Annotated in this window: 24 protein-coding genes and 1 riboswitch; of the genes, 17 read left to right on the top strand and 7 right to left on the bottom strand. The window is 31.8% G+C overall.

Annotated features, from left to right (window positions below; genetic code table 11):
- The first annotated feature begins 76 nt into the window (after positions 1-76).
- A complete protein-coding gene (aat, locus tag HXZ74_RS08315) occupies positions 77-709 on the top strand; it encodes a leucyl/phenylalanyl-tRNA--protein transferase (RefSeq protein ID WP_114998700.1) in 633 nt (210 codons plus the stop codon).
- A gap of 40 nt (positions 710-749) precedes the next feature.
- Here aat and HXZ74_RS08310 read toward each other — a convergent pair whose 3' ends face one another.
- The 3 genes from HXZ74_RS08310 to HXZ74_RS08300 all read right to left on the bottom strand — a co-directional run bounded on the left by HXZ74_RS08310 (position 750) and on the right by HXZ74_RS08300 (position 3035).
- Positions 750-1520, bottom strand: a complete 771-nt coding sequence (locus HXZ74_RS08310; protein ID WP_286474846.1) for a DUF3108 domain-containing protein — start codon at positions 1518-1520, stop codon at positions 750-752.
- 109 nt (positions 1521-1629) lie between these two features.
- Positions 1630-1920 carry a NifU family protein gene (locus tag HXZ74_RS08305; protein WP_114998704.1) on the bottom strand — a complete coding sequence of 97 codons (291 nt, stop codon included), beginning with the start codon at positions 1918-1920 and terminating at the stop codon, positions 1630-1632.
- Between the two features lie 14 nt (positions 1921-1934).
- A complete protein-coding gene (locus tag HXZ74_RS08300; RefSeq protein WP_114998705.1) occupies positions 1935-3035 on the bottom strand; it encodes an Mrp/NBP35 family ATP-binding protein in 1101 nt (366 codons plus the stop codon).
- A 134-nt stretch (positions 3036-3169) separates the two neighbouring features.
- On the opposite strand from HXZ74_RS08300, the gene HXZ74_RS08295 reads away from it, so the two are divergent.
- Positions 3170-3631, top strand: a complete 462-nt coding sequence (locus tag HXZ74_RS08295) for a DinB family protein (RefSeq protein WP_038336414.1) — start codon at positions 3170-3172, stop codon at positions 3629-3631.
- 32 nt (positions 3632-3663) lie between these two features.
- A complete protein-coding gene (locus HXZ74_RS08290; RefSeq protein WP_286474844.1) occupies positions 3664-4161 on the top strand; it encodes a GNAT family N-acetyltransferase in 498 nt (165 codons plus the stop codon).
- Between the two features lie 36 nt (positions 4162-4197).
- Here HXZ74_RS08290 and HXZ74_RS08285 read toward each other — a convergent pair whose 3' ends face one another.
- The 4 genes from HXZ74_RS08285 to HXZ74_RS08270 all read right to left on the bottom strand — a co-directional run bounded on the left by HXZ74_RS08285 (position 4198) and on the right by HXZ74_RS08270 (position 7318).
- A complete protein-coding gene (locus HXZ74_RS08285; protein WP_286474842.1) occupies positions 4198-5265 on the bottom strand; it encodes a Kelch repeat-containing protein in 1068 nt (355 codons plus the stop codon).
- Positions 5266-5298: 33 nt separating this feature from the next.
- A complete protein-coding gene (locus HXZ74_RS08280) occupies positions 5299-5811 on the bottom strand; it encodes a hypothetical protein (RefSeq protein WP_286474839.1) in 513 nt (170 codons plus the stop codon).
- Positions 5801-6634 carry an alpha/beta hydrolase gene (locus HXZ74_RS08275; protein WP_286474837.1) on the bottom strand — a complete coding sequence of 278 codons (834 nt, stop codon included), beginning with the start codon at positions 6632-6634 and terminating at the stop codon, positions 5801-5803. The genes HXZ74_RS08280 and HXZ74_RS08275 overlap by 11 nt, the downstream gene beginning before the upstream one ends.
- Positions 6635-6745: 111 nt before the next feature.
- Positions 6746-7318, bottom strand: coding sequence for a nitroreductase family protein (locus HXZ74_RS08270; protein WP_286474835.1), 573 nt, complete (start codon positions 7316-7318; stop codon positions 6746-6748).
- Between the two features lie 854 nt (positions 7319-8172).
- Here HXZ74_RS08270 and HXZ74_RS08265 point away from each other — a divergent pair.
- From HXZ74_RS08265 to HXZ74_RS08200, 14 genes are all read left to right on the top strand, one after another.
- Entirely contained in the window at positions 8173-9486 is a 1314-nt protein-coding gene (locus HXZ74_RS08265) for a helix-turn-helix domain-containing protein (RefSeq protein ID WP_286474833.1), read from the top strand.
- Positions 9487-9778: 292 nt separating this feature from the next.
- On the top strand, positions 9779-10399 hold the full coding sequence (locus tag HXZ74_RS08260; protein ID WP_286474831.1) for a hypothetical protein: 621 nt from the start codon (positions 9779-9781) through the stop codon (positions 10397-10399).
- Positions 10400-10437: 38 nt separating this feature from the next.
- Positions 10438-11277, top strand: coding sequence for a hypothetical protein (locus tag HXZ74_RS08255; RefSeq protein WP_286474828.1), 840 nt, complete (start codon positions 10438-10440; stop codon positions 11275-11277).
- Positions 11278-11337: 60 nt separating this feature from the next.
- Positions 11338-12180, top strand: a complete 843-nt coding sequence (locus HXZ74_RS08250; RefSeq protein WP_286474826.1) for a hypothetical protein — start codon at positions 11338-11340, stop codon at positions 12178-12180.
- A gap of 175 nt (positions 12181-12355) precedes the next feature.
- Positions 12356-12991: a hypothetical protein gene (locus tag HXZ74_RS08245; RefSeq protein ID WP_286474824.1), complete on the top strand. Its 636-nt coding sequence runs from the start codon at positions 12356-12358 to the stop codon at positions 12989-12991.
- A gap of 393 nt (positions 12992-13384) precedes the next feature.
- Positions 13385-15280: a hypothetical protein gene (locus HXZ74_RS08240; RefSeq protein ID WP_286474820.1), complete on the top strand. Its 1896-nt coding sequence runs from the start codon at positions 13385-13387 to the stop codon at positions 15278-15280.
- A gap of 5 nt (positions 15281-15285) precedes the next feature.
- Positions 15286-15714 (top strand): transposase, encoded by a 429-nt coding sequence (locus tag HXZ74_RS08235; protein ID WP_286474818.1) that lies wholly within the window; start codon positions 15286-15288, stop codon positions 15712-15714.
- A 167-nt stretch (positions 15715-15881) separates the two neighbouring features.
- On the top strand, positions 15882-16208 hold the full coding sequence (locus HXZ74_RS08230; RefSeq protein WP_286474816.1) for a helix-turn-helix domain-containing protein: 327 nt from the start codon (positions 15882-15884) through the stop codon (positions 16206-16208).
- 199 nt (positions 16209-16407) lie between these two features.
- Positions 16408-17367 (top strand): aminodeoxychorismate synthase component I, encoded by a 960-nt coding sequence (locus HXZ74_RS08225; protein WP_286474813.1) that lies wholly within the window; start codon positions 16408-16410, stop codon positions 17365-17367.
- Complete coding sequence (locus HXZ74_RS08220) at positions 17351-17950, top strand: aminotransferase class IV (protein WP_286474811.1); 600 nt, start codon at positions 17351-17353, stop codon at positions 17948-17950. The genes HXZ74_RS08225 and HXZ74_RS08220 overlap by 17 nt, the downstream gene beginning before the upstream one ends.
- 58 nt (positions 17951-18008) lie before the next feature.
- Positions 18009-18112, top strand: a riboswitch (SAM riboswitch).
- A gap of 53 nt (positions 18113-18165) precedes the next feature.
- Positions 18166-20553: a TonB-dependent receptor plug domain-containing protein gene (locus tag HXZ74_RS08215; RefSeq protein ID WP_286474808.1), complete on the top strand. Its 2388-nt coding sequence runs from the start codon at positions 18166-18168 to the stop codon at positions 20551-20553.
- 69 nt (positions 20554-20622) lie between these two features.
- Positions 20623-21912 (top strand): APC family permease, encoded by a 1290-nt coding sequence (locus HXZ74_RS08210; RefSeq protein ID WP_286474805.1) that lies wholly within the window; start codon positions 20623-20625, stop codon positions 21910-21912.
- 151 nt (positions 21913-22063) lie between these two features.
- On the top strand, positions 22064-25213 hold the full coding sequence (locus tag HXZ74_RS08205) for a RemA C-terminal-like gliding motility protein (protein ID WP_286474803.1): 3150 nt from the start codon (positions 22064-22066) through the stop codon (positions 25211-25213).
- Positions 25213-25446, top strand: coding sequence for a hypothetical protein (locus HXZ74_RS08200; RefSeq protein ID WP_280045821.1), 234 nt, complete (start codon positions 25213-25215; stop codon positions 25444-25446). The genes HXZ74_RS08205 and HXZ74_RS08200 overlap by 1 nt, the downstream gene beginning before the upstream one ends.
- Positions 25447-25448 lie beyond the last annotated feature (2 nt).

The following is a 25448-nucleotide window of genomic DNA, read 5'->3' as shown; positions in this document are numbered from 1 at the left end:
AAACATCAATTAATACTAAACGTGTTCTTTATTGGACACGTTTTTTTAATTTTATATAAATTATACACAAAACGATATGTATTGGTTAAGTTCTGATTTAATCTTTCCTGATTACGATGAAGTGAATAGCGAGGGAATTATAGCTGTTGGAGGAGATCTTTCGCCAGAACGCCTAATTTTGGCTTATCAGAAAGGAATTTTTCCTTGGTTTAATGAAGAAGATCCAATTATTTGGTGGTTTCCACAAGATCGATTTGTTTTATTTCCAGAAAATTTACATGTTTCGAAATCGATGAAGAAAGTTTTTCGAGATCAAATATTTACGTATTCAGAAAATAAAGCGTTTCGAGAAGTGATTACAAATTGTTCGCAAGCGTATAGAAAAGATCAGGACGGAACGTGGATTACAAATGATATGATCGAAGCATATTGTACGTTACATGAAATGGGAATCGCTAAAAGTATTGAAGTTTGGCAAAACGACGAATTGGTTGGTGGTTTTTATGGAATTGATATGGGCGATGTTTTTTGTGGAGAAAGTATGTTTGCGAAAGTGAGCAATGCTTCCAAAGCTGGTTTTATACAATTTGTTGCAAAATACCACAAGAAATATAAATTGATCGATTGTCAAGTTTATACCGAACATTTAGCGAGTTTGGGTGCAATGGAAATTCCGAGTGATGTTTTTTTGGAATATTTGGAGAAATAAAAAAAAGCGAAATTCGGATTTCGAACTTCGCTTTTTCAATTTACTTCGTAAAAGTAATAGGATATTTTAAATTTTTATATTCATTTAGATCTGCATTTAACGATCCAACTAATAAACCCGCTTTTATTTTTAGCGGAACTAAGTTATCATCGTCAGAAATCCACATTGTAACCGATTCTGATTCTTTGAAAACACGACCAGATTGTACATACGGACGAATTTTGATTGCTGCAATTTTTCCGAATTTTGTTTTTAGGGTTTCACGTCCCAAAACTTTCAATCGAAATTTAAGCGTTTCATCACCAAGAAAAATATTTTCGTTCAAATAATCTCCTGTTTTAAGAGTGGCATGATTGGTATTACGTAAACTGTAAAAAGCAGAAAGTAAATCTTGCGCATCGTACGGAATTGTTTCTGTCGTTACTTTTCCATCTCGTTTATTTTCAACTTTTGCTTTTCTATTGGCATGATCAAAATAATAGATTTGATGACGTTTGTAACTTCCTTCTACAATATTTCGAACAAATTTTGTTGGTTTCAAATCTGTTTTATCAATATACGATTCGTAATTATCATCTACCTTAAAAAAAGCACGCACAGCACCAGTAGAAGTTCCTTTTCCTACGATATGAAAATGACTTTTTCCGTTCAAAGTAGCTTCTTTTACATCAATTGATGCATATCCTGCATTCAATCCAGAATAATGAACTCTAAACTTTAGATTTTCGCCAACTTTGTAGTTGTTTTGAGCATTTAAAGGCAATGCAAAAGAAAGGATAATAAAAGTAAAAAATAAAATATATTTTTTCATTTTGAATTTTTGGTTTTGTGGTTAAGATTCAAATTGTTTGCCAAAAATAATAAAACGCCTTTATAAATTGATATAAAGGCGTTTTAATTTATGAGAATCTAATGATATTCTAATTTTCTTCTTTTAGTGAAGATATTTGATCTGCTTCAGTTGAAGTTTCAAAATCTGAAACATTGATAACCGAAACGATTTCTGGAACATATTTTTTGATGGTCATTTCAACACCTGACTTTAAGGTCATTTGGTTGACAGAACATGCTATACATGCACCTGTAAGGCGAACTTTTACAATATTATCTTCTACAGATACTAATTCGATATCGCCTCCATCTGAATTTAAGAATGGTCTAATTTCAGTTAAGGCCTTTTCAACTTCTGAATATTTTTCTTCTGGAGTCATGATCTTTTACTTTTTTAATTTTTTGCCGAACAACCTGCCATCGTTGTAATACGAACAGCTTCTGTTGGAGGCAAAGTATTGTTACGTTCTACTAAACTTTGTACTGCGTTACGTGCAATTTCTTTGTAAACATTAGCCACAACAGTATCTTCTTGCATTGCAGCTGGACGACCAACGTCAGCAGCTTCGCGAATAGATTGTACAATTGGAATTTCGCCTAAGAAAGGAACACCAATTTGTTCTGCTAAGTTCTTTGCACCATTTTGTCCAAAGATATAATATTTATTGTTAGGTAATTCTTCTGGTGTAAAATACGCCATATTTTCTACAATTCCTAAAACTGGAACATTAATCGCTTCCATTTGGAACATTCCAACTCCTTTTTTAGCATCTGCTAATGCAATATTTTGAGGCGTAGAAACCACAACTGCTCCTGTAATTGGAACTTGTTGTACGATAGATAAATGAATGTCACCTGTTCCTGGAGGTAAATCGATTAATAAGAAATCTAATTCTCCCCAATGTGCATCACGAATCATTTGATTCAATGCTTTTGCAGCCATCGGTCCTCTCCAAACAATTGCTTGATCTGTATCAGCAAAAAATCCAATTGATAATAACTTGATTCCGTAAGCTTCTACTGGTTTTATTTTCGTTTTTCCATTAACTTCTACAGAATATGGACGAGCATCTTGACAATCGAACATAATTGGCATAGAAGGTCCGTAGATATCAGCATCTAATAAACCAACTTTGAATCCCATGTTTGCTAAACTAATTGCTAAGTTTGATGAAACAGTAGATTTACCAACACCACCTTTTCCTGATGCTACAGCGATAATATTTTTAACACCTGGTAATTCTGAACCTTTGATTTCGTTCGGATTTTTTTCTTCAACTTCAACAGAAATGTTAAGTTTAAGATTTGACTCAGGTAAATTTTCTTTAAATGCATTTTTCAACGCAATTTCCAAACGCTTGCGTTCGTGCATTGCAGGCGAAGGAGAAACAATATCCAAAATAATATCATTTCCCATCACTTGAGCGTTACGCATCCAATTGCGAATACCCAATTCTTCTAATACTTGATATATTTGATCTCTTGTGTAAGCCATCTTTTAAATTTAATGAGACAAAATTACGAAGAATCAAAGACTTTAAATAATCTAAAAACGTGATTTTAATTGTTTTGCTTTATAATTTGATAAATAGACTTAATTTGATGTATATTTAAACTTTAAATCTGACTATGGAAGAGCATATTATTTATCTGACGAATATAAGAAAACAGATTATTGATGAGCTTGAACAACACTCTCTGAAACAACTACTTTATATACCTGTTGGCTATAAAAACAATTTGTTTTGGAATGCGGCTCATGTTTTGGCAACACAGCAATTGATCCATTATTATTTAACCGATAATAGGATGTTGGTCGATATTCAGTTTATTCAGAAGTATAAAAAAGGAACAATCGGAAATACGGAAGTAACGGAAGAAGATGTGACAGAATTGAAGGAAATGTTGGAAAGTACACCAATGCAGATGTTCAAGGATTATCGTTCGGAAAAACTATCGTATTATCGATCATATAAAACAAGTTTTGGTATGACATTAGAATCGATTGAAGATGCAATTTTGTACAACAATATTCACGAAGCAATGCATTTGGGCTATATGATGGCGATGAAAAAGAATATTCCTTTTTAAAATCAAACGCAGAATAAAATTTAAAAATTTAGATGTTAACATACAGAGATGCTAAACGAAGCGATTTAGAAAAAATAACAGAAATTTATAATTCGACAATAGCTTCGCGATTAGTAACTGCCGATACAGAACAAGTTTCAGTTGAAAGTAAAGTAAAATGGTTCGAAGAACATTCACCTGAAAAAAGACCACTTTGGGTTGTAGAAAATGAATCGAAAGACATTGTAGGATGGGTAAGTTTTCAATCTTTTTATGGAAGACCAGCTTATGATGCAACTGTAGAAATCAGCATTTATTTAGATGCAGCGCAACGTGGAAAAGGTTTAGGAAAACAAGTGTTGGAATATAGCATTACGAAAGCGCCAGAATTTGGAATCAAAACTATTTTAGGTTTTATCTTTTCGCATAATGAACCGAGCTTGAAATTATTCAAACATTTTGGTTTCGAAGATTGGGGAAATTATCCCAATATTGCAACTTTAGACGGAATAGAAAGAAGTTTAACTATTTTAGGAAAACGAATCGCATAAAAAACCCTCACTTCAAATGAAGTGAGGGTTTTTGGTTTATAAACTTTTTTTGAGTTTTAATTCTCTTTTTACTTTGGTATTGTTAAATTCACTTAAGCTGAATCTGTACATTTCGCTTGAAAGATCTTTATTATCAACAATTCCACCAAGAATATACATAAAATCATTGTAGATAAATATTTCACCATTAAATGCAAAGATGTTGTTTATTGCATATTCTTTCAGAACTTTTTCCTGTGTATCAAATGTATAAAATATACCATTTTCGTAGATATAAATGAGATGTTCTTTTTTTGCTAATGATGGTCTACTCATGGCGATAGGAAGTTCAAATTCTTTTGTCCATTTTCCATCATTTAGATTAAAAGAATCAATTGATTTTAATAAATGATTTTTGTTACCTCCGATCAAATAAATCTTATTATCAACTAGAATTGCTGGCGCTTCTTTCGCGTCTGGCATAGGATCCATTTCGTACCACAATCCAGTAGAAAGATTGTACATACTAACTTTGTTTGTGAAAAACTTTGTTCCATTATTATATTTTTTTGTAGAACCTCCAAAGAAAAGTACTTTGTTATCAACTTTTACTGATGCAAAATTGACAGCCTGATGAGCCATTACATTATCTATGATTAAAGTGTCATTTTTAACATCATAAACATCTATTTTGTTGTTCAAAAGTTCTCGATTTCTGTTGTTACCGAATCTTCTTCCTCCAAAACTATAAAGCAAACCATTGTGACTAATGATAGAATTATTTGCAATGGTTGAAGATTTAGTTTTTGATGTTTTCCAAAAATCTCGTTCCAAATCATAAATATAAATTTTATTACTAAATCCTTTATATTCTGTTCTCACACCAACATTAGAAACGTCTCCGCTCATCACATATAATTTGTTGTTTTCTACTATAACTCCAAAAGAATAAACACCAATTTCTGGCATGTTTTTCAATTTCTCATATTGTACAGAGTTATTTAATTTAGTTTTAGCGTTGATTTGTACTTCTTCTAATTCTATTTTTTCTTGGGCAAAAGATTTTGTTTGCAGAAAAAAGATAAATAGAAAACTAATTAACGAAGCTGACGATATTGATTTCATATTTAAATAGTTGATTTATGTTGTAAATAATTTTTACCGAACTGTTTTTATAGCCTCTTTAATATGATTTCGAGTGATGAAAAAAATGATAAAGTATAAAAACATTCCGACAAAAATATAGATGTAAGAATAATCGATAGATTCATCATTTAATATGACAGATAATTTTCTTGCGCTTGAAAAAGATAGAAGAATAAAAATCAACATTATAATATAGAAAATATATCCTGCGTAGGAAGAATCTTTCATGAGAAAAATGGATATAATGTTTAAAACTAATGCAATTATAGAAAATAATTTATATTGCTGATAGGTTTCCACTGCAGCATCGTAAGCTGTATTTTTTATTTTTCCAGTTAATTCTAATTGATCCATTTTAATTCCTCTTTGCTCAAGGATTTTAATAGCTTCATTTTTTATTTCAATTGGATAGCCAAATTGTTGATAGCGTTTTACAACATCAATTAGCAGATTCGTCTGCATTGATTTTAATTTTTCGATACGATTGTCCATAGTAGTAGAGAGGTTAATTATTTTATTTCCCAATACTCCAAATCAGAGCTTTTTCTTTAGTTGCTCTGTAAATTGTAGCATGTTCTTCTTTCGGTTCTGGAGAATAATTCCATTGTAGATTTGGAAGTTTTTCTTGCGTTAAAATATTCTTCAAATCATCTGTATAAGGCAAAATATCACTTGCTCCCGATCCTGCAAACCATAACTTTTTTGGAGTAGAAGGAAATTTAGCTAAATAATTTTTTGCATTCAATAACATTTTATGATCGTTCCACCAAAGTGAAGGATCAATTGCGATATAATAATCAAACATTTCGGGTTGTTTCAGAAAAGTTTCCATAATAAATAATCCAGCCAACGATTCGCCAATAATTCCTTTTTGGGATTGAGTGCGATACTTTTTCGTGATTTCAGGAAATAATTCATCCTTGATAAAACTTCTAAATTCATTCGAACCTCCCACAACATCGGCTATTTTTTTATCTTCTTCGTTTTCGGTTGGCGGACTCAAATCTTTGCGACGTTGTATGTTTTCTATTCCAACTAAAATAACTGGTTTTATTTTTTTCGAAATAATCAAGCTATCCAATGTATTTGCAATATGCGGAAAATCCTCTTTTGTTCCGCCATCTGGCATATACAAAACGGATAATGAATCCTGAGAAGTCGAATATTCTTTTGGAACCCAAACATTAATAATTCGCTTTTCATTTAGAATTTTAGAATCAATTGTAAATGTTTCATGTTTTGGAATAGGATCATTGTAAACAACGGGATTAGAGTTTTTGCAAGATGTCAAAAAACTAATAGAGATTACAACTAATAAGTAGTTAAAAATCGATTTCATGTATTTCATATTAAAGTATTTAATCAAATATACAAAAATCATAAAGAGTTGATTTTCTATTTAATAAAAAAGACCACTAAAAAATTAGTAGTCTTTTTCAAATTATTTTCTAAAGAGTTTTTAATACTCTAAAAATCTCACTTTATCTTCGATTGGTTGACGAACAGCTTCTGGAGAATTTCCTTCAATTTTTCCCATATAGAAAACACCAACACATTTTTCGCCTTCTTCCATAGTTGTAAACTCATCAACATTGGCGATAATGTTTGCTGGAGAAGACCAATATGCACCAATGTTTAGCGCACTTGCCATTAACCACATATTTTGAACAGCCATAGAAGTCGCAGCTAATTCTTCCCATTCAGGATTTTTTTCTGTGTTGATAAAATTGATTAATACAATTTTATTCGACTTATCACATTTCTCAATTAATGCATTTATTTTTCTGTCGCTCAATTGATCTGTTGGCGTTCCTTGCACATAAACACGCTTCACGTATTCGCGGAAACGGTCTTTTGCAGGACCTTCTAAAACGACAAAACGCCAAGGTTCAGTTTTTTTATGAGAAGGCGCCCAATTTGCTGCCTCAAAAATTTGATTCAATTCTTCGCGCGTAATTTCTTCTTGATTGTATTGCGGAGGAAATATAGAGCGTCTATTTTTTATGATTGATAATAAATCGTTTGCATTCATGTTGTAACAATTATTAATTTTATTCTACTAATCAAGCAAATTTACATTAATTTCAATTAAACCAACGTTAAGATGAAAACATTAGATTACAACAAAATTGAATATTAAAAAAACAATAAATTTCAATTTGATATTGGGAAATATTTCAATTAATCATTAGAGCTTTTCCAAAACAATTGGCAGCTATTTGTGATTTATGCCCTTATGGTAGCCATTATTTATATGTTTACTTCGTGCACTGTAATTGGTTATTTTTTGTGATGTATCCACTTATAACGGGATTTATGATTGGTGCAGACGTACTGAAAACAAAATGTCGTTAGAGCTAGGTGACTTTTTTGGAGGTTTCAAAAATATAGGAAGCTATTTCCTTTTAACGCTTATCATTATGGGAATTTTGCTAATTTGAGTTTTATATGCAATGCTTCCAGTAAGGTTTCCAAAATTAAAATTATAGTAAATCAAGTAAGTATTTTAAAAAAAAAAACTATCCCAAGGCAAAATTTATTCTTTTTTCTAACGCTCATCAGCACATTTACAAAAAGTCAACGCTAAACCAACAATTTATTTTGTAAAAGAATTGTTTTCCATTCTTATATGAAACAGTTATTTTGAAATTTCATTATTTTTGTACATACTTATAAAGAATGAATCACTCAAAAATAAATTTTTTACTATTTCTTTGTCTTACAACATTCTGTTTTGCTCAGCAAAAACTAGATGAAAAGAAATCTGTAAATTTTGAGTATTATAAAAAATTGCTGAATACAAATTCGAATAACTATAATTTTAATTCTGAAGCCCTTCTTCAAAATGCATAAACTTCTGATGAGAAGTTTTACGCAAATTATATTATGGGTGGAATGAAATATAGAAATGGCTTTTATATTCAAGCAGTCTATTATTATGAAGAAGCTGGAAAAATAGGCAAAAATATTGATTCAATAAATCTAAAAATGGCCTATACAAATGGTTTAGTAATGTCATATAGAAGGGCAGGGCTTATAGAACAATCAAATGATGCTTGGCAAAACTATATTAAATTACAAAAAGAATATAAAAATCCCTTCAAAGAAGCTGAATATTATTATAATCTATCCAAAATCTATGATATTGATGCGGATTATTGTAAAGCTTCTGAAGCTAGAATAAAATATTTAAGTTTAGTACCTTTAGACATTCAAAAAAAAGATCCTGATTACATTTTTGCAGTGTATGCCCAAAATGCTTTTACTCAAATGAAATGCGGTAATATTTTTGAAGCAGAGAAAAATATAAAAAAAGCAGATAACACAATACGTGATGTAACCATAAGGGAAAACTCATCGTTATATGAAATTTATGAATTAGCTAAAGCTCTATTAGCAATAAAAAATGGAAAAAAAGAGGAAGCGAAAACTTATTTTTCTTCAGCATATTCTAGATCTAAAACCAAAAACACAGTTGCAGCTACAAAACTTATTTTAAAAGAGAGACTCGCCGCAAAAATAGATTCACCTGAAGAACAATTATCCTTTGTCGAAGAAATAGATAAGTTAACCCATAATGAAACCTTAAATATACAAGAGTTAATTAAATATGAAACGAGAAAGTCAAAAAATAAGATTCAAGAAGAGAAATATAAAACAAGTATTAGTTTTATTATTATTTTATTCTGTACAATAGTTGTGATTATTTTGATTTGGTATAATAGATTTAAGCGTAAAAAGCTAACTTCTGCATTTCAGGAGATTATTGCTGGTCTTGAACAGAAAAAAAATGTAAAAACAACAACTCATTCTATAATTTTCGAGAAGTCTAGAGAAATTGAAAATGAGGATCAAATTATCAAAAAATTGAAGAATTTAGAGCAAAAACATTTCTTTTTAGCTCAAAATTTTTTAGCAATCCAATTAGCATCGAAACTTAATATCACTCCCAGAAATTTAAGTTTTCTACTGAAAAAATACTACGATCAAGACTTTAATAATTATATGAATGATTTACGAATCGATTATTTTACTCAATTATTAAAGGATAAACCACAATATCGCAAATACAAAATTTCTGCTCTTGCAGAAATGTGTGGTTATAATTCGTACAACCAATTTGCAGTAAATTTTAAGGCTAAAACAAAAATTTCTCCTTCACAATACATTACTTATTTACAAAAAGAATCACATCAATAATAAATTTTTTGTTTAGATGACTCAGCTATTTTTATTGCAAATTTCTTTAATAATTCCATTTTTACCTATCAATTTTATTTGTTTAACTAGATATCATTGTCTCAATGACTACACATCTAAAATTCTTTTTTCAAAAAATTCATATCACTGATAATCAATTGAATGTGTTCAATTGATTATCAGTCATTTAATATGTTGTTATAATTGATTAGTCTTGTATGTTAAGCTTTCATATTGTGTTTTAATGCTTTCTCTTTGTATCTAATTGAGATCATAATCACAAATGAAAATTATGTTTTCGGAAAAAGCACATTCAATATTTTTTACACATTCAATATTTTTTAGAAATAAAAAGTATTGTTGTGCTTTCTTATTTTCATTGATCTCTATTTCTTTTCACGCTCAGATTTTTCAGAGTAGCAATTCACAACTTTATGTTTCTGAGGGAGCCACAGTAGTAGAAATTCATGATGAATCATTTATTGAGAATATCAAACCTACAAAGGGGGAATTTTATATTTCTAAAAATGCTGTTGTATCCGATAATCAAAAAATTCTTTTTGCGAAAGTAGTTGCCTTAAAGGGCTCCAAAATTAGCACTGCTCCATTAAAGCACTTAGCAGTTTCTCACAAGAAACAAAAAGAAAAAGAACAAATAGAACCTACAATAAAATCGTCATACAGCTTTGAATGCTCAAGGTCTTCTTTGTTTTATGATATTGGGAATCAGATAGGAAAGTTTATATCTACAATTAGTAATACACAATTAGTAGGAGTTTTTTCAAGCCAAACAAAAATCGACTATCGAAAAATTATTTTAGGAAAATCAATTAAATCTTTCTATAAAAACAAAGGTTTAAGTAAAATAAGCGAAACATATTTTTCAATTCGACCACCACCTATAGTTTGTTGAATAATAATTAATAAAAAGTAACAAATAAAAATAACCAAATGAATAAAAATCTTTATATAATAATTGCAATTTTAATTTCAGGAGTAGCATTCTCACAAGTAGGAGTAAATACATCAAATCCACAAGGGGTTTTTAATATAGATGGAGGTAGAGACAATCCTCTTACAGGTGCAGGTTCTACTTATACTCCAGCACAACAACTTAATGATGTAGTTGTTCTTAGCAATGGGAATACAGGACTGGGGACAACAACTCCTACACAAAAGTTAGACATTGTAACTGGGGGAACTTCTGCTTCTCCTATTGCAGGATTTAAATTAGATGATGGCACACAAGGTGAAGGATATTTTCTTATGAGCGAAGCAGACGGTACAGCTTATTGGAAAGAAGTAGCAGTAACAAAACCAACCATTTTGGGAACTTGGGGGACTTCTGTCATTACTTCTGATGATTCATCTTCTGCACCTCTAGAAATCTATACGGGAGCAAACATTACCCTTCCAAAAGGAAAATGGGTGGTAAACTTCGGTTTGAATTTAAATATAACAGCAGATGTACCGCATAAATCTGGATTTTGGCAAAAAGCATATCTTTCATCAAGTTCTACTACCAGAGAACAAAATGGTTTTGAAATCATAGGTTCTAATACAACTCCATATATGGGATATGCAACAGCTATCACCAAAAGTACGAATGCTGCTAATTCTATCAATTTTTTATCTGGTTCTTCTGTAGTGGTGGTTACAGGTAATAGTGCTACTATTTATGTTTTACTCAAAAATTCAAAAAGACAATTAGGTGCTACTACGGGAAATATGTGGGAGTTCGACCCATCGTTGAACGATATGTATTTATATGCAATGCCAGTAAACCAATAATAAACCAGCCGATTAGCAATTAATAATAATGATTGTGATACGGCATAATACTTTTATAATATGAAAAACAATATAAAATTTATCTTTTTAGCACTTATTTTGTTGTCTGGTACCGGCTTTTCTCAAGTCGGAATAAACACAAAAAATCCACAAGGTGTTTTCAATATAGATGGTGGAAAAGACAATCCTGAAACTGGAAATGCACATACCGCTGAACAGCAACTAAATGACCTAACGGTTTTAGACAACGGAAATATGGGACTTGGAACAATAAACCCATCACACAAAGTTCACATTGTAACTGGTGGTGATGCAACAACTCCAGTAAGAGGTTTTAAACTGACTGATGGAAATGAGGGCGACCAACGAGTTCTTGCTACTATAAGTGGAGCAGGAATCGGAACTTGGAAAAAACTTGATGCTACAAAGAAACTAGTAGAAGGTGATTTTTCTGCAGTATCTCATATAACATCCGATAATAGCGGTGGAGCAAAATATTCTGGAGCAAAAATTACCCTTACTCCTGGTGTATGGATTGTGAATCTTGGGATGACTTTCTACTACCCAACCACAGGTGCAGGTAGTACTTACGAAAATCCTTACTGGTTACACGTTTATCTATCTACCAGTACTACAACCAATACAAAAGCTGGTTACACACCACTTGGTCCATCTGGAGGAAACAGTGGATATGCAGGTGTGATACTAAAAACCACTGACCCAGGTTCTCCAAATTTTCTTTCTGGTTCTATGGTAATCCGTGTAAATGGCACAGACCCAAGAGAGATTTATGTATTGATAGAAAATAAATCTTTAGTAAGTCCAGCAACAGGTGGTAGTATGTGGCGATATGACAATAGTAGCTGGGAAAATTACCTTTATGCAATTCCTGTAAACGAATAACGCTTTAAACAAAATCAAAATGAAAAAATATATACTTGTACTATGTACATTTTTAGGATATACTTCGGTATTTTCTCAAGTGGGAATCAATACCAATACACCACAAGGTATTTTTAATATAGATGGTGGAAAAGACAATGCAAATCCGCCAACCGCTACACAACAACTCAACGATTTGGTCGTTCTCCCGAACGGAAATATGGGGTTAGGAACTACTACACCCACTACCAAACTAGATATTGTAACAGGGGGTACCAGTGCTTCGCCCGTTACAGGTTTCAAATTATTTGACGGTACACAGGGTACCAATAAATATTTGCGAAGCGATGCCAATGGTGTAGGAACTTGGCAAGAGATTAATATTACAAGAAAAGTACAACTAGGCAAGTTTCCATCATCTCAGACAACAGTATTGTCCGATGGTGGCGCAACGCCCAAATATTCTACAACTTACCTAACATTAGGGCCAGGGAAATGGGTGGTACACGTTGGTTTAACGATTTCTGAAAGATCGTCAGGACTTGCTAATGGAGAAAATTATCCTATTAGACTATATTTATCATCAAATCAAACAGTATTAGAAAATACGACTTTTAATTTTATCGGTAGCAACCAAATAAGAGGAAGAATGATAAGAAATACTTCGAGCTCTTCTCCTGTATTAATACAAGGTGTAAATGTAATTGATGTAACAGACCCAGCAGGTACAACGATATATGTAATGATAGAAAACAAATCTGCCTCTACAGAACAATGGCGTTTTGTTACCACAAACTGGGAAAATTATCTACACGCATTCCCAGTAAACTAAGATTCTAAAAACACAACATAAATGAACTTCAAAAAAAATTCCCTATCACACAAATGATGAGAGAGAGGTTGCAGAAAGTGGGATAGCAATATCCCACATCTGTAACTAAAAAAAGTTGCAATAAAATCTATTGATGTAAAAGGTGAATTTTAAAAATATTCATATAGGCACTTTAATCAACCAAGCTGTTACAGAAAGCGGGATAGCAATGTCCCGCATCTGTAATTTTATGAAATGTGAGGAAGAAGAAGTAAAACAAATATATCTACAGGAAAACCTGTCCACCGACATTCTCCTAAAATGGTGCAAACTATTTCTCTATTCGTCCTCCGCCTGTGGTTGAATTTATTTCGAGTATGTAATTAGAAAAAATTAATTCAAATTTTAAAACAAATGAAAAAAAATATCATAAATTTTTATACTGCAGCAATATTTTTTACACTATCTGGAAATGCAATGGCGCAGGATGGAGGTGTGGGTATCAATACATCAACACCAGCAGCAACGCTAGATGTTGTTGCATCTCCCAACATTTCTACAAGAGTTGATGGCTTTATTGCGCCTCGTCTAAAAGGGTCTGAATTACAATCGAAAGATGCTTTATATACAACAACACAAGATGGTGCAATTGTTTATATCACAGAACCATTAACAACGACAACAGATAAGACAACCAATGTTACATCTATTGGTTATTACTATTTCGATAAGACCCAAGGTACAGTAGGTCGTTGGATGAAAATTGCAAATCCAGCAGCCTACCAAGAACCTTGGAATGATATTACAACACAGGCGCCCGCTACTTCGAATACGCAGAGTATCTACCAAATGGGATCTGTGGGAGTTAGCCGCAATTCTGTGTATGATGGTACTACAACTTCTACCGAAGCTGATAATGCAAATGGTGTCCGTTTGGATGTATATGGTTCTGTGAGATTCGGCGCGAGACAAAGAGGAGCAGTAGGAAATAACAGTTTTGCTGCTGGTTCAGAAAATATTGCAAGCGGAGATCATTCGACTTCTTTTGGTACTCTAAATGAAAATACTGGCGTCTATACATTTGCAACTGGGTACAATAATAAAGTGGGCGGCCGAACAAGTTTGGTATCCGGAGCCAATAATACCAGTACAGCAAATAATTCTTTGATAGGAGGATTCGGTAACATAGTATCGGCAAATAGTGCATTTACAGTTGGAGAAAACAATACTATTAACCAAATTCGTTCTGGTGCAATTGGCTATGGTAATGTACTGAATGCGCAAGATAGCTTCGCAGCTGGGTATGGCAATGTAATAAACGCAGGATCTAATGGTATTGCTATTTTTGGTACTAAAAACAATATAACTGGAGGTTTCTCTTTAGTAGGAGGTGTTTCTAATGTGGTCTATAGTAATAACAATTTAGTTACAGGACAAGAGAATAAAGTTGGCGCTTCTGGAACAAACTATTTTAACAATGCAGTATTTGGCAATAATAATACGGTTTTGGGCGAAAATACTGTAGTAGGCGGAGCTGGTAACAAGTTATTGAATAAAGCAAACGGAAGTTTCATCGCAGGAACTAATAATACCATCGATTCTGGATTTAGTAATTTTGCCGCAGGTGATGGCAACTATATCTATGGGCCAGATTTCCCAACAAGATCATTCAATTTTGTAACGGGGCGCTACAATATTTTGGGTAGTACTACTAAAAAGATTGTTGGAGCTACCGCCTCTGGTTATTATCTTAATCTAACAAATGATTATTCTACTGCATTCGGAAAGTTTAATGCAAACTACTCTAATGCAATTTTTGAAGTTGGAAGTGGTAACAACGGAACAACTTTAAATTCACCATTAGCAATTGCAACAACTGGTACCAACAATTGGGTAGCCATTGGTGCGCCTAGTGCAGCAGCTAGAGGAACAACACTCGCACCAGTTGGATCGGAAAAATTACGCGTGTATGGAAGCATCCAAACGGCGGGCGCTAATTATCCAGATTACGTTTTCGAAGATTATTTCAGTGGAAATTCTAGCATTAATTCTAGTTATAAATTCAAATCAATTTATGATACCGAAAACTTTATTAAAGAAAATCATCACTTACCTGGTGTAACTTCTATTAAAGATTTACAAAAAAATGAAAATGGATATTCTTTCAATATCACAGAACTTTCCACACAGACTTTAGAAAAAGTAGAAGAATTGTATTTGCACACTATTGAACAGCAAAAACAAATCGATGAATTAAAAGCTCTTGTAAAAACACAACAAGAACAAATTAATAAGTTACTGTCTAAATAATAGTTGTGAATTTCAAAGAAATCCATATAGGGAAAATGCTAAAAATAGCAGTTACAGAAAGCGGAATAGAAATGTCTCGCATCTGTAACTTCTTTAAATGCAAAGAAAAAGAAGTTACTGAAATGTATCAGGCTAAAAGTTTAGATACAGAAATTTTATTGAAATGGAGCAAGCTCTTAGAATATGATTTTTTTAGAATATACACACAGCATCTTATTTTGTATGCACCACCAGTCAAACAAGAAGAGAATGAAAATAATAAAAAATCATCACTCCCGCAATTCCGAAAAAATATCTATACCAAGGAAATAATCGATTTTATTCTAGAACAGATTTCAAATGGTAAGATGACAAAAAATGAAGTAATAGAACGGTACAGAATACCAAAAACTACTTTGTACAAATGGATAAGTAAATATAGCGAGATAAAATAAGCAACCATAAACCAAGAGGATGGACTTAACTAAACCATTTTAAACCTAAATTCAAGTTCTGCTAACTGTTGAAAATATGGTTAGCAGTTTTTTTATAATGAACATTTTGAAAAAAAATACTTCAAACAAAGAAGATAAGGTAATAGTTTAATACACAAAAAATAAATATGAAAAATAATCAGCCCAACTATAGAAAAATTTATTCAGATATCCTCAACAAACACCCAGAAAAGAAAGCGGAATGTTTTCCTTTATTAGAAAAGGAAAATCTTTCTGTATTAGACATCATCGAGCTCAACAAAAAAATATTTGGTATTGCCGATAAAGAAACCCAAGCCGAAAACCAAAAACACCGCTCTTATTCCAAATCAGATATTTTAAGCATCCTTGACTATCAGAAAAAACACAAACTAAACAACATTCAACTCGCAAGACATTTCGGACTTAGCAGAAATACCGTTGCCAAATGGAAAAAAATGTTTTTAATTATATAATACATTATACAAATCAAACATCAAAACCCAAGACTGTAATAGAGCTTTTCTATGCTCTTATTTCCTTACTGCCAAAAAAGAATAAATTTTCCTCACCATTCCGGTATATTTCATGTTAAAAGATATGATTTTGACAGATGATGAAAAAACAGAAATTGATCTACTTGGTACAAATCAAGAATAATATTAATTTTATCGAATGTTAGCAAAGCATTCGATTTTTACGAAAATGAATGAATTGGGAGCTGCAAAAGTTCCCTTTTTTTTTATGATCGATTTTTTGAAAGAAAATGGAGAAGTAATTCCGTTAAATGAATTACCTGATGAGATAAAATTTGAAATAGATTCGCGAAAAAAAGAATCTTTTCAGAAAGATTTTAAATTCAATAAATTCCCGATTTCCTTTGACGAATATTTGCCAAAATTCAATTATGTTCATGAGAATCTTTTGTTTGGAAATTCATATTTAACGAATTTAACGCTTCCAACAAAAATCGAAACTGATTTGTCTTTGAATGAAATTTTTCAGTCTTCTGAAGCAAAATATAAATTAAAATATAAAGACGAATTTGTTTGTTTTTCTCCCGAACGTTTTGTGAAAATTGAAGATCAAAAAATCTTTTCAAATCCAATGAAAGGAACTATTGATGCTTCGATTCCTAATGCGAAACAACTTATTTTGGATGATGAAAAAGAAGCTGCCGAACATGCTACAATTGTCGATTTAATTAGAAATGATTTGAGTCTTGTTTCAGAAAATGTTGAGGTGACAAATTATCGATATATCGATGAGGTGAAGACAAATGATGCAACACTTTTGCAAGTGAGTTCCGAAATTAAAGGTGATTTGAACGATGGTTATTACCAAAACTTAGGAACGATTTTCGATCAACTTTTACCTGCTGGTTCTATTTGTGGTGCGCCCAAAAAGAAAACCGTCGAAATTATTTTAGAAGCAGAAAAGTATAATCGAAATTTTTATACAGGAGTTTTCGGTGTTTTTGATGGCGAAAATCTTGATAGTGCTGTGATGATTCGTTTCATTGAAAATAATCAAGGCGAATTGTTTTTTAAGAGTGGAGGAGGAATAACGGCGAAAAGTAAGGCAAAATTAGAATACGAAGAATTAATTCAGAAAGTATATGTTCCAATTTATTGAATCGATTTGTTGTGTGAATAAACAACTTCGAAATTTAGAATTTCATCAAACGAGATTTGATCGAACAAGAAATGATAATTTTACCGAAATCAATCCGATTTTATTAGATGAAATTATTAAGTTTCCGACAGATTTAACGGACGAAAAATATAAAGTTAGAATTGTTTATGATCGAGAAATTCAATCGGTAGAATTTCAACCGTATCAAATCAAACCAATTGAAAGTATTCAACTTTTTGAGATCGAAAATAAAATTAATTATTCCTACAAATATTTAGATCGTTGGTTTTTTGATGAGTATTTAAAAGAATCAAAAACAGATGATTTGGTGTTGGTGAAATCAAATTATATTACCGATTGTATTTATTCGAATATTGTTTTTTTTGACGGTTCTCAATGGATCACGCCACGAACTTTTCTGTTGAAAGGAACAATGCGAGAAGCTTTGTTGCAATCAGGCGAAATTATTCAGAAAAATATAAAGGTTTCAGATTTAGTTAACTTCAAATCATTCAAACGAATCAATGCGATGATGAATTTAGATGAAAGTCAAGAGTTAGATATTTCATTGTTAATTCAATAACTCTATAAAATTGATAGAGTATTATTTGCATTTTCATTTTTTAACATTACCTTTGCATAACTTATCAAGAAAGGTGGAGGGATTGGCCCTGTGAAACCTTAGCAACCAGATGACTTATAATCTAAGGTGCTAAATCCAACCTATTAGAGGGAAAGATGAGTAAAAGTATTTCACTTTTATCTGTTGGTTTCTTGAAAGTTTTATGAAAATTAAAAATGAAAAGAAACAAATTTTTACTTGCTTCATTCGCATTTATTTGCGCATCTACACTTTTCGCTCAAGAAGTTGAAAAGGAGGAAACAAATCTTAACGAGGTTATTTTAATCGGTGGTCGTACATCAGAAAGAACGGTGGTTAATTCGTCAGTTCCTGTCGATATTATCGATGTTGAGAAATTGAAAACGTCTTCTCCTCAATTGAGTGTGAATGATATTTTGAATGTGGTTATTCCTTCTTTTAATTCGGTTCGTCAATCATCTGCCGATGGAACGGAGCATATCGATCCTGTAACATTGCGTGGAATGGGACCAGATCAGGTTTTGGTTTTGATTAATGGAAAACGTCGTCACACAACTTCGTTGGTGAATTACCAAAATACGGTAGGTAATGGTTCTGTAGGAACAGATTTAGGCGCAATTCCGATTTCGGCGATTGACAAAATTGAAGTTTTACGTGATGGTGCGGCTGCGCAATATGGTTCTGATGCGATTGCGGGAGTTGTAAATATTGTTTTGAAATCTAAACCAGGTGGTGATGCATCTTTGACGTATGGTCAGACTTCTCGAAATGATGGTGAAACGTATAATTTTAACGGAAGTTATGGAACGAAATTAGGACAATCAGGTTCAATTGTTTTTTCGGCGGTTGTAAGTGAGCGCAGGAAAACGAATCGTTCTAAAGATCATAATTTAGATATTTTTGGAGATGATTTCGCGTACGATTTTGCAGATGATCCAGATGCAGCAAGAGCTGCGGATGATGCTAAAATTGCTGCTTTAGGGCTTTCGAGAAAAGATTTTAGATTTCAAATTGGAGATGCGGCAATCAAAAATCAACAATTTTTTGTAAATGCTGAAACGACGATTAATGATCGATTAGATTTTTATTCATTTGGAGGAGTTTCTTTACGTCAAGGAAATGGATTTGGTTTTAGAAGATTACCAAGCGAATTGTCTGAAGATGCGTTAAAAATTTATCCAAATGGTTTTCAAGCAACGTTAAAATCTAATGTAAATGATTATTCAAATTCGACAGGATTACGTTATTCATATGATGGATGGAAAGTTGACTTGAGTAATACTTTTGGTTTAAATTCATTCAAATATGATTTAGAAAATTCAATTAATCAATCATTAGGCTTAAACTCTCCAACCGATTTTTACGCAGGAAAACATCAATTTTTACAAAATACAGTCAATTTAGATTTTTCGAAACGAATTAACCAAAATGTTAGTTTAGCGTTTGGTGGAGAATATCGTTTTGAACAATATAAAATTGAAGCTGGAGATGAAGCTTCTTACGCAGGTTCTGGATCTGAATCTTTTGTAGGATTTTCTCCATTAAATGCTGTAAAAGGTGATCGTCATTCAGTTGCGGCTTATGTAGATGGAGAATTGAAATTTGGAGATTTTACGGCTGATTTAGCTGGACGTTTCGAAAATTACTCAGACTTTGGAAGTACAATCAACGGAAAATTAGCGATGCGATATGAATATGCAAAAGGATATTCGGTTCGTGGAGCAATTTCGACAGGATTTAGAGCGCCTTCTTTACAACAAAAGTATTTCAGTAATTCATATACTGATTTATTCTTGAATGATAATGGTGATCAAGTTTTGGTAACAAAAGGAATTATCCGAAATGAGTCTGAATTGTCGAAAGAAATTGGTTTAGATAAATTGAAAGAAGAAAAATCAATCAATGCAAGTTTAGGTTTAACATTTCGTCCAACTTCAAAATTATTTATCACATTGGATGGATATTTTATAAAAGTTGATGACCGAATTGTCTTGACTTCTGATATTACAGATCCTGCTTTAGAAAAATATAATGTTGCGACAGCGCGTATTTTTACGAATGCAATTGATACAGAAACCAAAGGTTTGGATTTAGTAATTTCTTATGATACTCGTTTAGGTCGAGGAAAATTGAATGCAAGTTTATCAGGAAATATCAATGAAACAAAGATTGTCGGTTATCATTTTCCAACAACTTTGACAATTCCAACAGAAGAATTTTTTGGTCCTGATCAAGTCAATATTATCGAATCATTAAGCCCAAAAACAAAAGCAACTTTAGGATTGAATTATGCAATTTCTGGATTCAATTTTATGGTACGTAACACGTATTTTGGAAAAGTGACTAAAGATGGATATCCTTGGGGAAGTATCCAAGAGCACACGGGAAAAGTGGTGACGGATGCTTCGATTGGTTATGATATTACAAAGAATTTCAACTTTACAATTGGTGCAAATAATTTGTTTGATGTTTTCCCAGACAAGCAAGTTTACGAAAATTCTTATTATGGAGTTTTTCCGTATGCACCGGTGCAAATGGGGATGACAGGAGCGTATTATTTTGCGCGTGCAAGTTTTAAATTTTAATCAATAATAAAATATTCTAAGTGTCAATTTTAATGTAAATTCAAACATTCAATTGGCACTTTTTTGTGTATGGCACATTCAAAAATTGGTTGGAAAACCGCAGCAGCATTAGTGATTTCGAATATGATCGGAACAGGTGTTTTTACCAGTTTGGGTTATCAAATTTCTGATCTAAAAAATACAACTTCTATCTTATTATTGTGGGCAATAGGAGGATTGTTAGCGTTGATTGGCGCATTTATTTATTCGGAATTAGCGTCAAAATTTAAACAATCAGGTGGAGATTATATTTATTTATCTCGGACATTTCATCCCGTTTTTGGTTATTTATCAAGTTGGATTTCTTTGTTTGTAGGTTTCTCTGCTCCAATATCTTTAGCGGCTTTGGCAATGGGAAAATACCTCAATGTTTTTGGATTGGATTTAGGAAAAGAATTTGCAATAGCAATGATTTTGATAGTCGCAGTTTTTCAATCATTCAGTCTAAATTTGAGTAGTAAATTTCAGAATGTTTTTACTATTCTAAAAGTTGTATTTATCATCGTTTTAATTGCTTTAGGTTTTTATTTTGCTCCAGCAGTTGAGCCAAACGCGGTACTTTTTGATTCGACTTGGAAAAATGAACTATTACTTCCAGCATTTGCGACTTCTTTGGTTTATGTCACTTTCGCATATACAGGTTGGAATTCGGCTTCATATATCGTAGAAGAAATTGAGCAACCAAAACGAAACTTACCAAAAGCGTTATTTATAGGTGTTATTTTTGTCACGATTTCTTATGTTTTATTAAATTATGTTTTCTTGAAACATTCATCATCAGAAGCTTTGGTTGGACAAGAAAATGTGGCGAATATTTCGTTTGGTAATCTACTTGGAAATAATGTAAAATGGGTGAGTTGTTTTATTGCTTTGCAATTGATTGCGACGATTAGTGGTTATTTGTGGATTGGTTCTCGTTTGACGCAAGCCACAGCGCGTGAAAATAAATTGTGGAATTTTATGGCGAAAGAGAATAAAAATAGAATTCCGGTTCGCGCAATTTGGGTGCATACAGCAATTAGTATTTTGCTGATTTTCTCAGGAGATTTTGAAGTGATTTTTACTTACACATCTTTCGTTTTACAAATATTAGCAACATTAGCAGTTTGTACAGCGTTCTTCATCAAACAAGATCAATTAACCATTATCAAAAGTAAATTCTTTTATGTTTTACCTGCCATATTTTTAGCATTTAGTTTATACATCTGTTATTTCGTTTTGATGCAAAAACCAAAAGAAAGTTTATTTGGTTTAGGTATTATTGCATTAGGAATTGTATTATTTTATTTTGATAAGAGAATTGAGAAAGATAAAAATTAACTATAAATCTTAAGATTAAAAGAATAATTAAACGTTTAAAATAATTTAAACGTTTAATAAGCGGATAATTCATTTATTATATAGAATTTTAACATATTAATTAACATGAATTAGTATGATAAAAAAATTACTTCTATTTAAATGTGTAGTATTGTCATTTTTATTAGGCAATATTTCTTTTGCACAAAACAAACCTATTGAAGTTTGTGGAACTGAAGATTTACAAGCTGATTTTTTTAAAAACAATCCTGGATTTAAAGAAATTTATGAAGCTAAAATTAAAGAATTTGAGCGATCAAGAAAAAATGGGGAATTTGCTAATAAGGCAAATCAAATTATTGAAATTCCTATTGTTGTTCATATTCTAGATGATGGAAAAGGTTTATACGTGCCAACCAATGCCCAAGTAAATGCTTGGATTGCTAGAGCAAATGCAATTTGGGACGGATCAGCATCTGATATTAAGGGTCCAGGAGCTGGAGGTACTACATTACCTGTTCGTTTGGTATTAGCAAAAAGATCACCAAGTTGTGAAGCAACAACAGGGATTATTAACCATGATTTATCAAAAAATCAAACGTATGTAGACAGTGGAATCGCAAATGGATCTTCTAATCCTGGTATTCCTTATACTACGATAAATTCAACATATAATTGGGATCCTAGTTCTTATTTTAATATTTATATTACAAATAAGATAAACGGAGTTAATCCTTCTACTCCTGGAATTGTCTCATATACAGCAGGTTTTGCAACATATCCAGGGCAATCTGTAGATTTATCTGTGATGTTATATCATGTTGTTATAAAATCAACAGATACTGTATTAGCACATGAAATGATGCATGCATTTGGTATAAAACATGTATTTGCAGCTGATTCAGGTTCAGATGATGGGAATGGTGCAACTTGTGGAGGTGTAGTAAATGATGGAATAGAAGATACACAAAGAACTAGAAGTGGACTATTTTTTGGTTCATCAAATAATCAGAATGGTCAATACAATCAATATAAAGTGTATCCAGATAATAACACGATAAATGATTGTACCAATACAAAATTTGATGGTGTACAATATAATATGATGAATTATGGTTCTAAATTAGATCGCTTTACACCTGGACAAGGAAGCTATGCAACTGATGTTATTTATGCGATGAGACCAAGTTTCTTAAAATCTAAAGCTTTAATCTCTATTACGGGTTCAGAAAATAATCAAGCTCCAAAAGAAGCATGTAAACCTGCTAACTTGATAAATAAAGCTCCAGATGGAAGTACTTATAATATTGGAATAAAAAATGTGAAGATTGGAGATATTAATGTTACTTCTGGTGTACCAATAGGTACAACAGGTGTAGTATTCTATTCTGATTATACTAAAAATAGTTGTATATCTAATGCTTTTACAACAGAAATAATGGAAGGTAATACAATAGATATTCAATTAACTGGTGGTGGAAAAATACAAGAATCATTTTATGTTTACATAGATTATAATAACAATGGTACATTTGAAACTGGTGAATTAGTCATGTCAAAAACTGCTACGAATAATATAGCAAGTTCTACGATTAAAATTTCTACAACTTCTGTTAAAAATACACCTTTAAGAATGAGAGTTATTGGTGATTATGGAGGTAGTAACTTAGCTTGTAATGATAGAAATTATGGTGAAGTAGAAGATTATACGATAATTATAAAAGAAGCTGCTTCTACTACTTATGAAAACATGGCTTGGAGTGTTGGAGAACCAAGTGCTACCAAGGAAGCTATTGTAAAAGGCGATTTAGCATTGACTAAAAATATTACGGCAAAGAAATTAACATTAGAGTCTGGATCAGTAACAGTAAAATCAGGAACTGTATTAAAAGTTGAAAACGAAATCATTAATAAATTAACTGCTGATAAATTTATTATTGAAGATGGAGGAAATGTTATTCAAACAAATGCTGTAACAAACACAGGAAGCTTCACAGCAATGGCGAATAGTACACCAATGATTTTTAATGATGCAACATTATGGTCGTCTCCAGTAAATGGTCAAAATGTACGTAGTTTTTCACCAAATACTTTAGATAAACGTTTTTATATTTATAATGAACAAACGAATAAGTTTGCAAGTTTGTTTGTAAATGATCCGTTATATCCAAATAGTAATTTACAAAATCCAGCAACGTATAATTTTGAGAATGGATTAGGTTACCACATTCGTGTAGCAAACAATCATACACAAACAGCTCCAGGAGCCATTTTTGCTGGTAAGTTTATAGGAAACTTAAATAATGGAAATTATACAAAATCTGTTACGAAGCAAAATTTAGGTTATCATTTAATAGGAAACCCTTATCCTTCTTCTCTTGACGCTAAAAAGTTCTTGCAAGCAAATCCTTCTGTAAAAGCATTGTATTTTTGGACACACCAAGCTCCATTAACTTCTGCTGGTTATGCTAGTAATAACTATGCTTCATATAATCTAACAGGAGGAACACAAGCTGCTGCTGGAGGTGTTATTCCGAATGGGATTATAGGTAAAGGACAAGGATTTATTGCAGAAATTAATGCTGCTACTACTTTAAAATTTGATAATACTCAACGTACAGATTTGAGTGCGATTTTTTACAAAAATGAAGATGATTCAAAACGAATTTGGATTGATTTATTTGAAGGAACTCAAGCTAAAAACCAAATATTAATTGGTTATGTACAAGATGCAACAAACGAATTTGACGAAAGAATGGATGCGAAACTTAATCAAAATTATGATGGTTCTGCTATTTACTCATTGATTAATAATTTGTCTGATCGATTTGTAATTCAAGGTAGAGCTTTACCATTTAATAATGATGATATTGTGAAATTAGGACTTGATGCAAAAGCAAATGCATCATATACAATTCAATTGAATAATACAGAAAATATTGCTGAAGATGTTTCAATCTTTTTGTATGATAAAGTAGATAAACAAATTGTTGACTTAAGAAAACAAGCTTACACATTTAATGTACAAGAAGGTATTAATAATGATCGTTTCGAATTAATGTTTACGAATAAAACATTAGGAATTAGTGATGTGACGAAGCAAGAAACAGTTGTATTTAAGAAAAATAATACAATTGTAATTCAATCTCCAAAAGAAATAAAATCAGTAGAAGTTTATGATATTTCTGGACGAAAAGTTTTATCTAAGTCTACTTCTGGAAAAGAAATCTCATTATCTAATTTACCTAAAGCGAATCAAGTATTGGTAATTAAAGTAATCAATACAGATCAAACAATTACTAACACTAAAATCTTATTCTAATGAAAAAAATTATCTTAATAACATTATTTTCATTTTCACATTTAGCTTTTGCTAATGAGCAGGAAGAAGTTTCTTTTTTTTCAAGCTCTAATGCTTCAAATGATATTGCAACTGTAGATGATCCTGATGATCCAAATGCTGCACCAATCTCGGATTATGTTTATCCATTAATAGTTTTAGCAACTGCCGTTGGATTTTATTATACTAGAAAGAAAATAGTAGTCAAAAATTAAAA

It is taken from the genome of Empedobacter sp. R750, assembly GCF_030324345.1.
In the GTDB taxonomy this organism is placed as follows: Bacteria; Bacteroidota; Bacteroidia; order Flavobacteriales; family Weeksellaceae; genus Empedobacter; species Empedobacter falsenii_C.
The sequence above is the reverse complement of the archived record's forward strand: the minus strand, read 5'-3'. Positions and strand labels throughout refer to the sequence as shown.

What these genes read in the sequence shown, in the direction of transcription:
- aat (WP_114998700.1), top strand. Translation starts at nt 77, where the DNA reads ATGTATTGGTTAAGTTCTGATTTAATCTTTCCTGATTACGATGAAGTG.
- HXZ74_RS08310 (WP_286474846.1), bottom strand. Translation starts at nt 1,520, where the DNA reads ATGAAAAAATATATTTTATTTTTTACTTTTATTATCCTTTCTTTTGCA.
- HXZ74_RS08305 (WP_114998704.1), bottom strand. Translation starts at nt 1,920, where the DNA reads ATGACTCCAGAAGAAAAATATTCAGAAGTTGAAAAGGCCTTAACTGAA.
- HXZ74_RS08300 (WP_114998705.1), bottom strand. Translation starts at nt 3,035, where the DNA reads ATGGCTTACACAAGAGATCAAATATATCAAGTATTAGAAGAATTGGGT.
- HXZ74_RS08295 (WP_038336414.1), top strand. Translation starts at nt 3,170, where the DNA reads ATGGAAGAGCATATTATTTATCTGACGAATATAAGAAAACAGATTATT.
- HXZ74_RS08290 (WP_286474844.1), top strand. Translation starts at nt 3,664, where the DNA reads ATGTTAACATACAGAGATGCTAAACGAAGCGATTTAGAAAAAATAACA.
- HXZ74_RS08285 (WP_286474842.1), bottom strand. Translation starts at nt 5,265, where the DNA reads ATGAAATCAATATCGTCAGCTTCGTTAATTAGTTTTCTATTTATCTTT.
- HXZ74_RS08275 (WP_286474837.1), bottom strand. Translation starts at nt 6,634, where the DNA reads ATGAAATACATGAAATCGATTTTTAACTACTTATTAGTTGTAATCTCT.
- HXZ74_RS08270 (WP_286474835.1), bottom strand. Translation starts at nt 7,318, where the DNA reads ATGAATGCAAACGATTTATTATCAATCATAAAAAATAGACGCTCTATA.
- HXZ74_RS08265 (WP_286474833.1), top strand. Translation starts at nt 8,173, where the DNA reads ATGGGTGGAATGAAATATAGAAATGGCTTTTATATTCAAGCAGTCTAT.
- HXZ74_RS08260 (WP_286474831.1), top strand. Translation starts at nt 9,779, where the DNA reads ATGTTTTCGGAAAAAGCACATTCAATATTTTTTACACATTCAATATTT.
- HXZ74_RS08255 (WP_286474828.1), top strand. Translation starts at nt 10,438, where the DNA reads ATGAATAAAAATCTTTATATAATAATTGCAATTTTAATTTCAGGAGTA.
- HXZ74_RS08250 (WP_286474826.1), top strand. Translation starts at nt 11,338, where the DNA reads ATGAAAAACAATATAAAATTTATCTTTTTAGCACTTATTTTGTTGTCT.
- HXZ74_RS08240 (WP_286474820.1), top strand. Translation starts at nt 13,385, where the DNA reads ATGAAAAAAAATATCATAAATTTTTATACTGCAGCAATATTTTTTACA.
- HXZ74_RS08230 (WP_286474816.1), top strand. Translation starts at nt 15,882, where the DNA reads ATGAAAAATAATCAGCCCAACTATAGAAAAATTTATTCAGATATCCTC.
- HXZ74_RS08225 (WP_286474813.1), top strand. Translation starts at nt 16,408, where the DNA reads ATGTTAGCAAAGCATTCGATTTTTACGAAAATGAATGAATTGGGAGCT.
- HXZ74_RS08220 (WP_286474811.1), top strand. Translation starts at nt 17,351, where the DNA reads ATGTTCCAATTTATTGAATCGATTTGTTGTGTGAATAAACAACTTCGA.
- HXZ74_RS08215 (WP_286474808.1), top strand. Translation starts at nt 18,166, where the DNA reads ATGAAAAGAAACAAATTTTTACTTGCTTCATTCGCATTTATTTGCGCA.
- HXZ74_RS08210 (WP_286474805.1), top strand. Translation starts at nt 20,623, where the DNA reads ATGGCACATTCAAAAATTGGTTGGAAAACCGCAGCAGCATTAGTGATT.
- HXZ74_RS08200 (WP_280045821.1), top strand. Translation starts at nt 25,213, where the DNA reads ATGAAAAAAATTATCTTAATAACATTATTTTCATTTTCACATTTAGCT.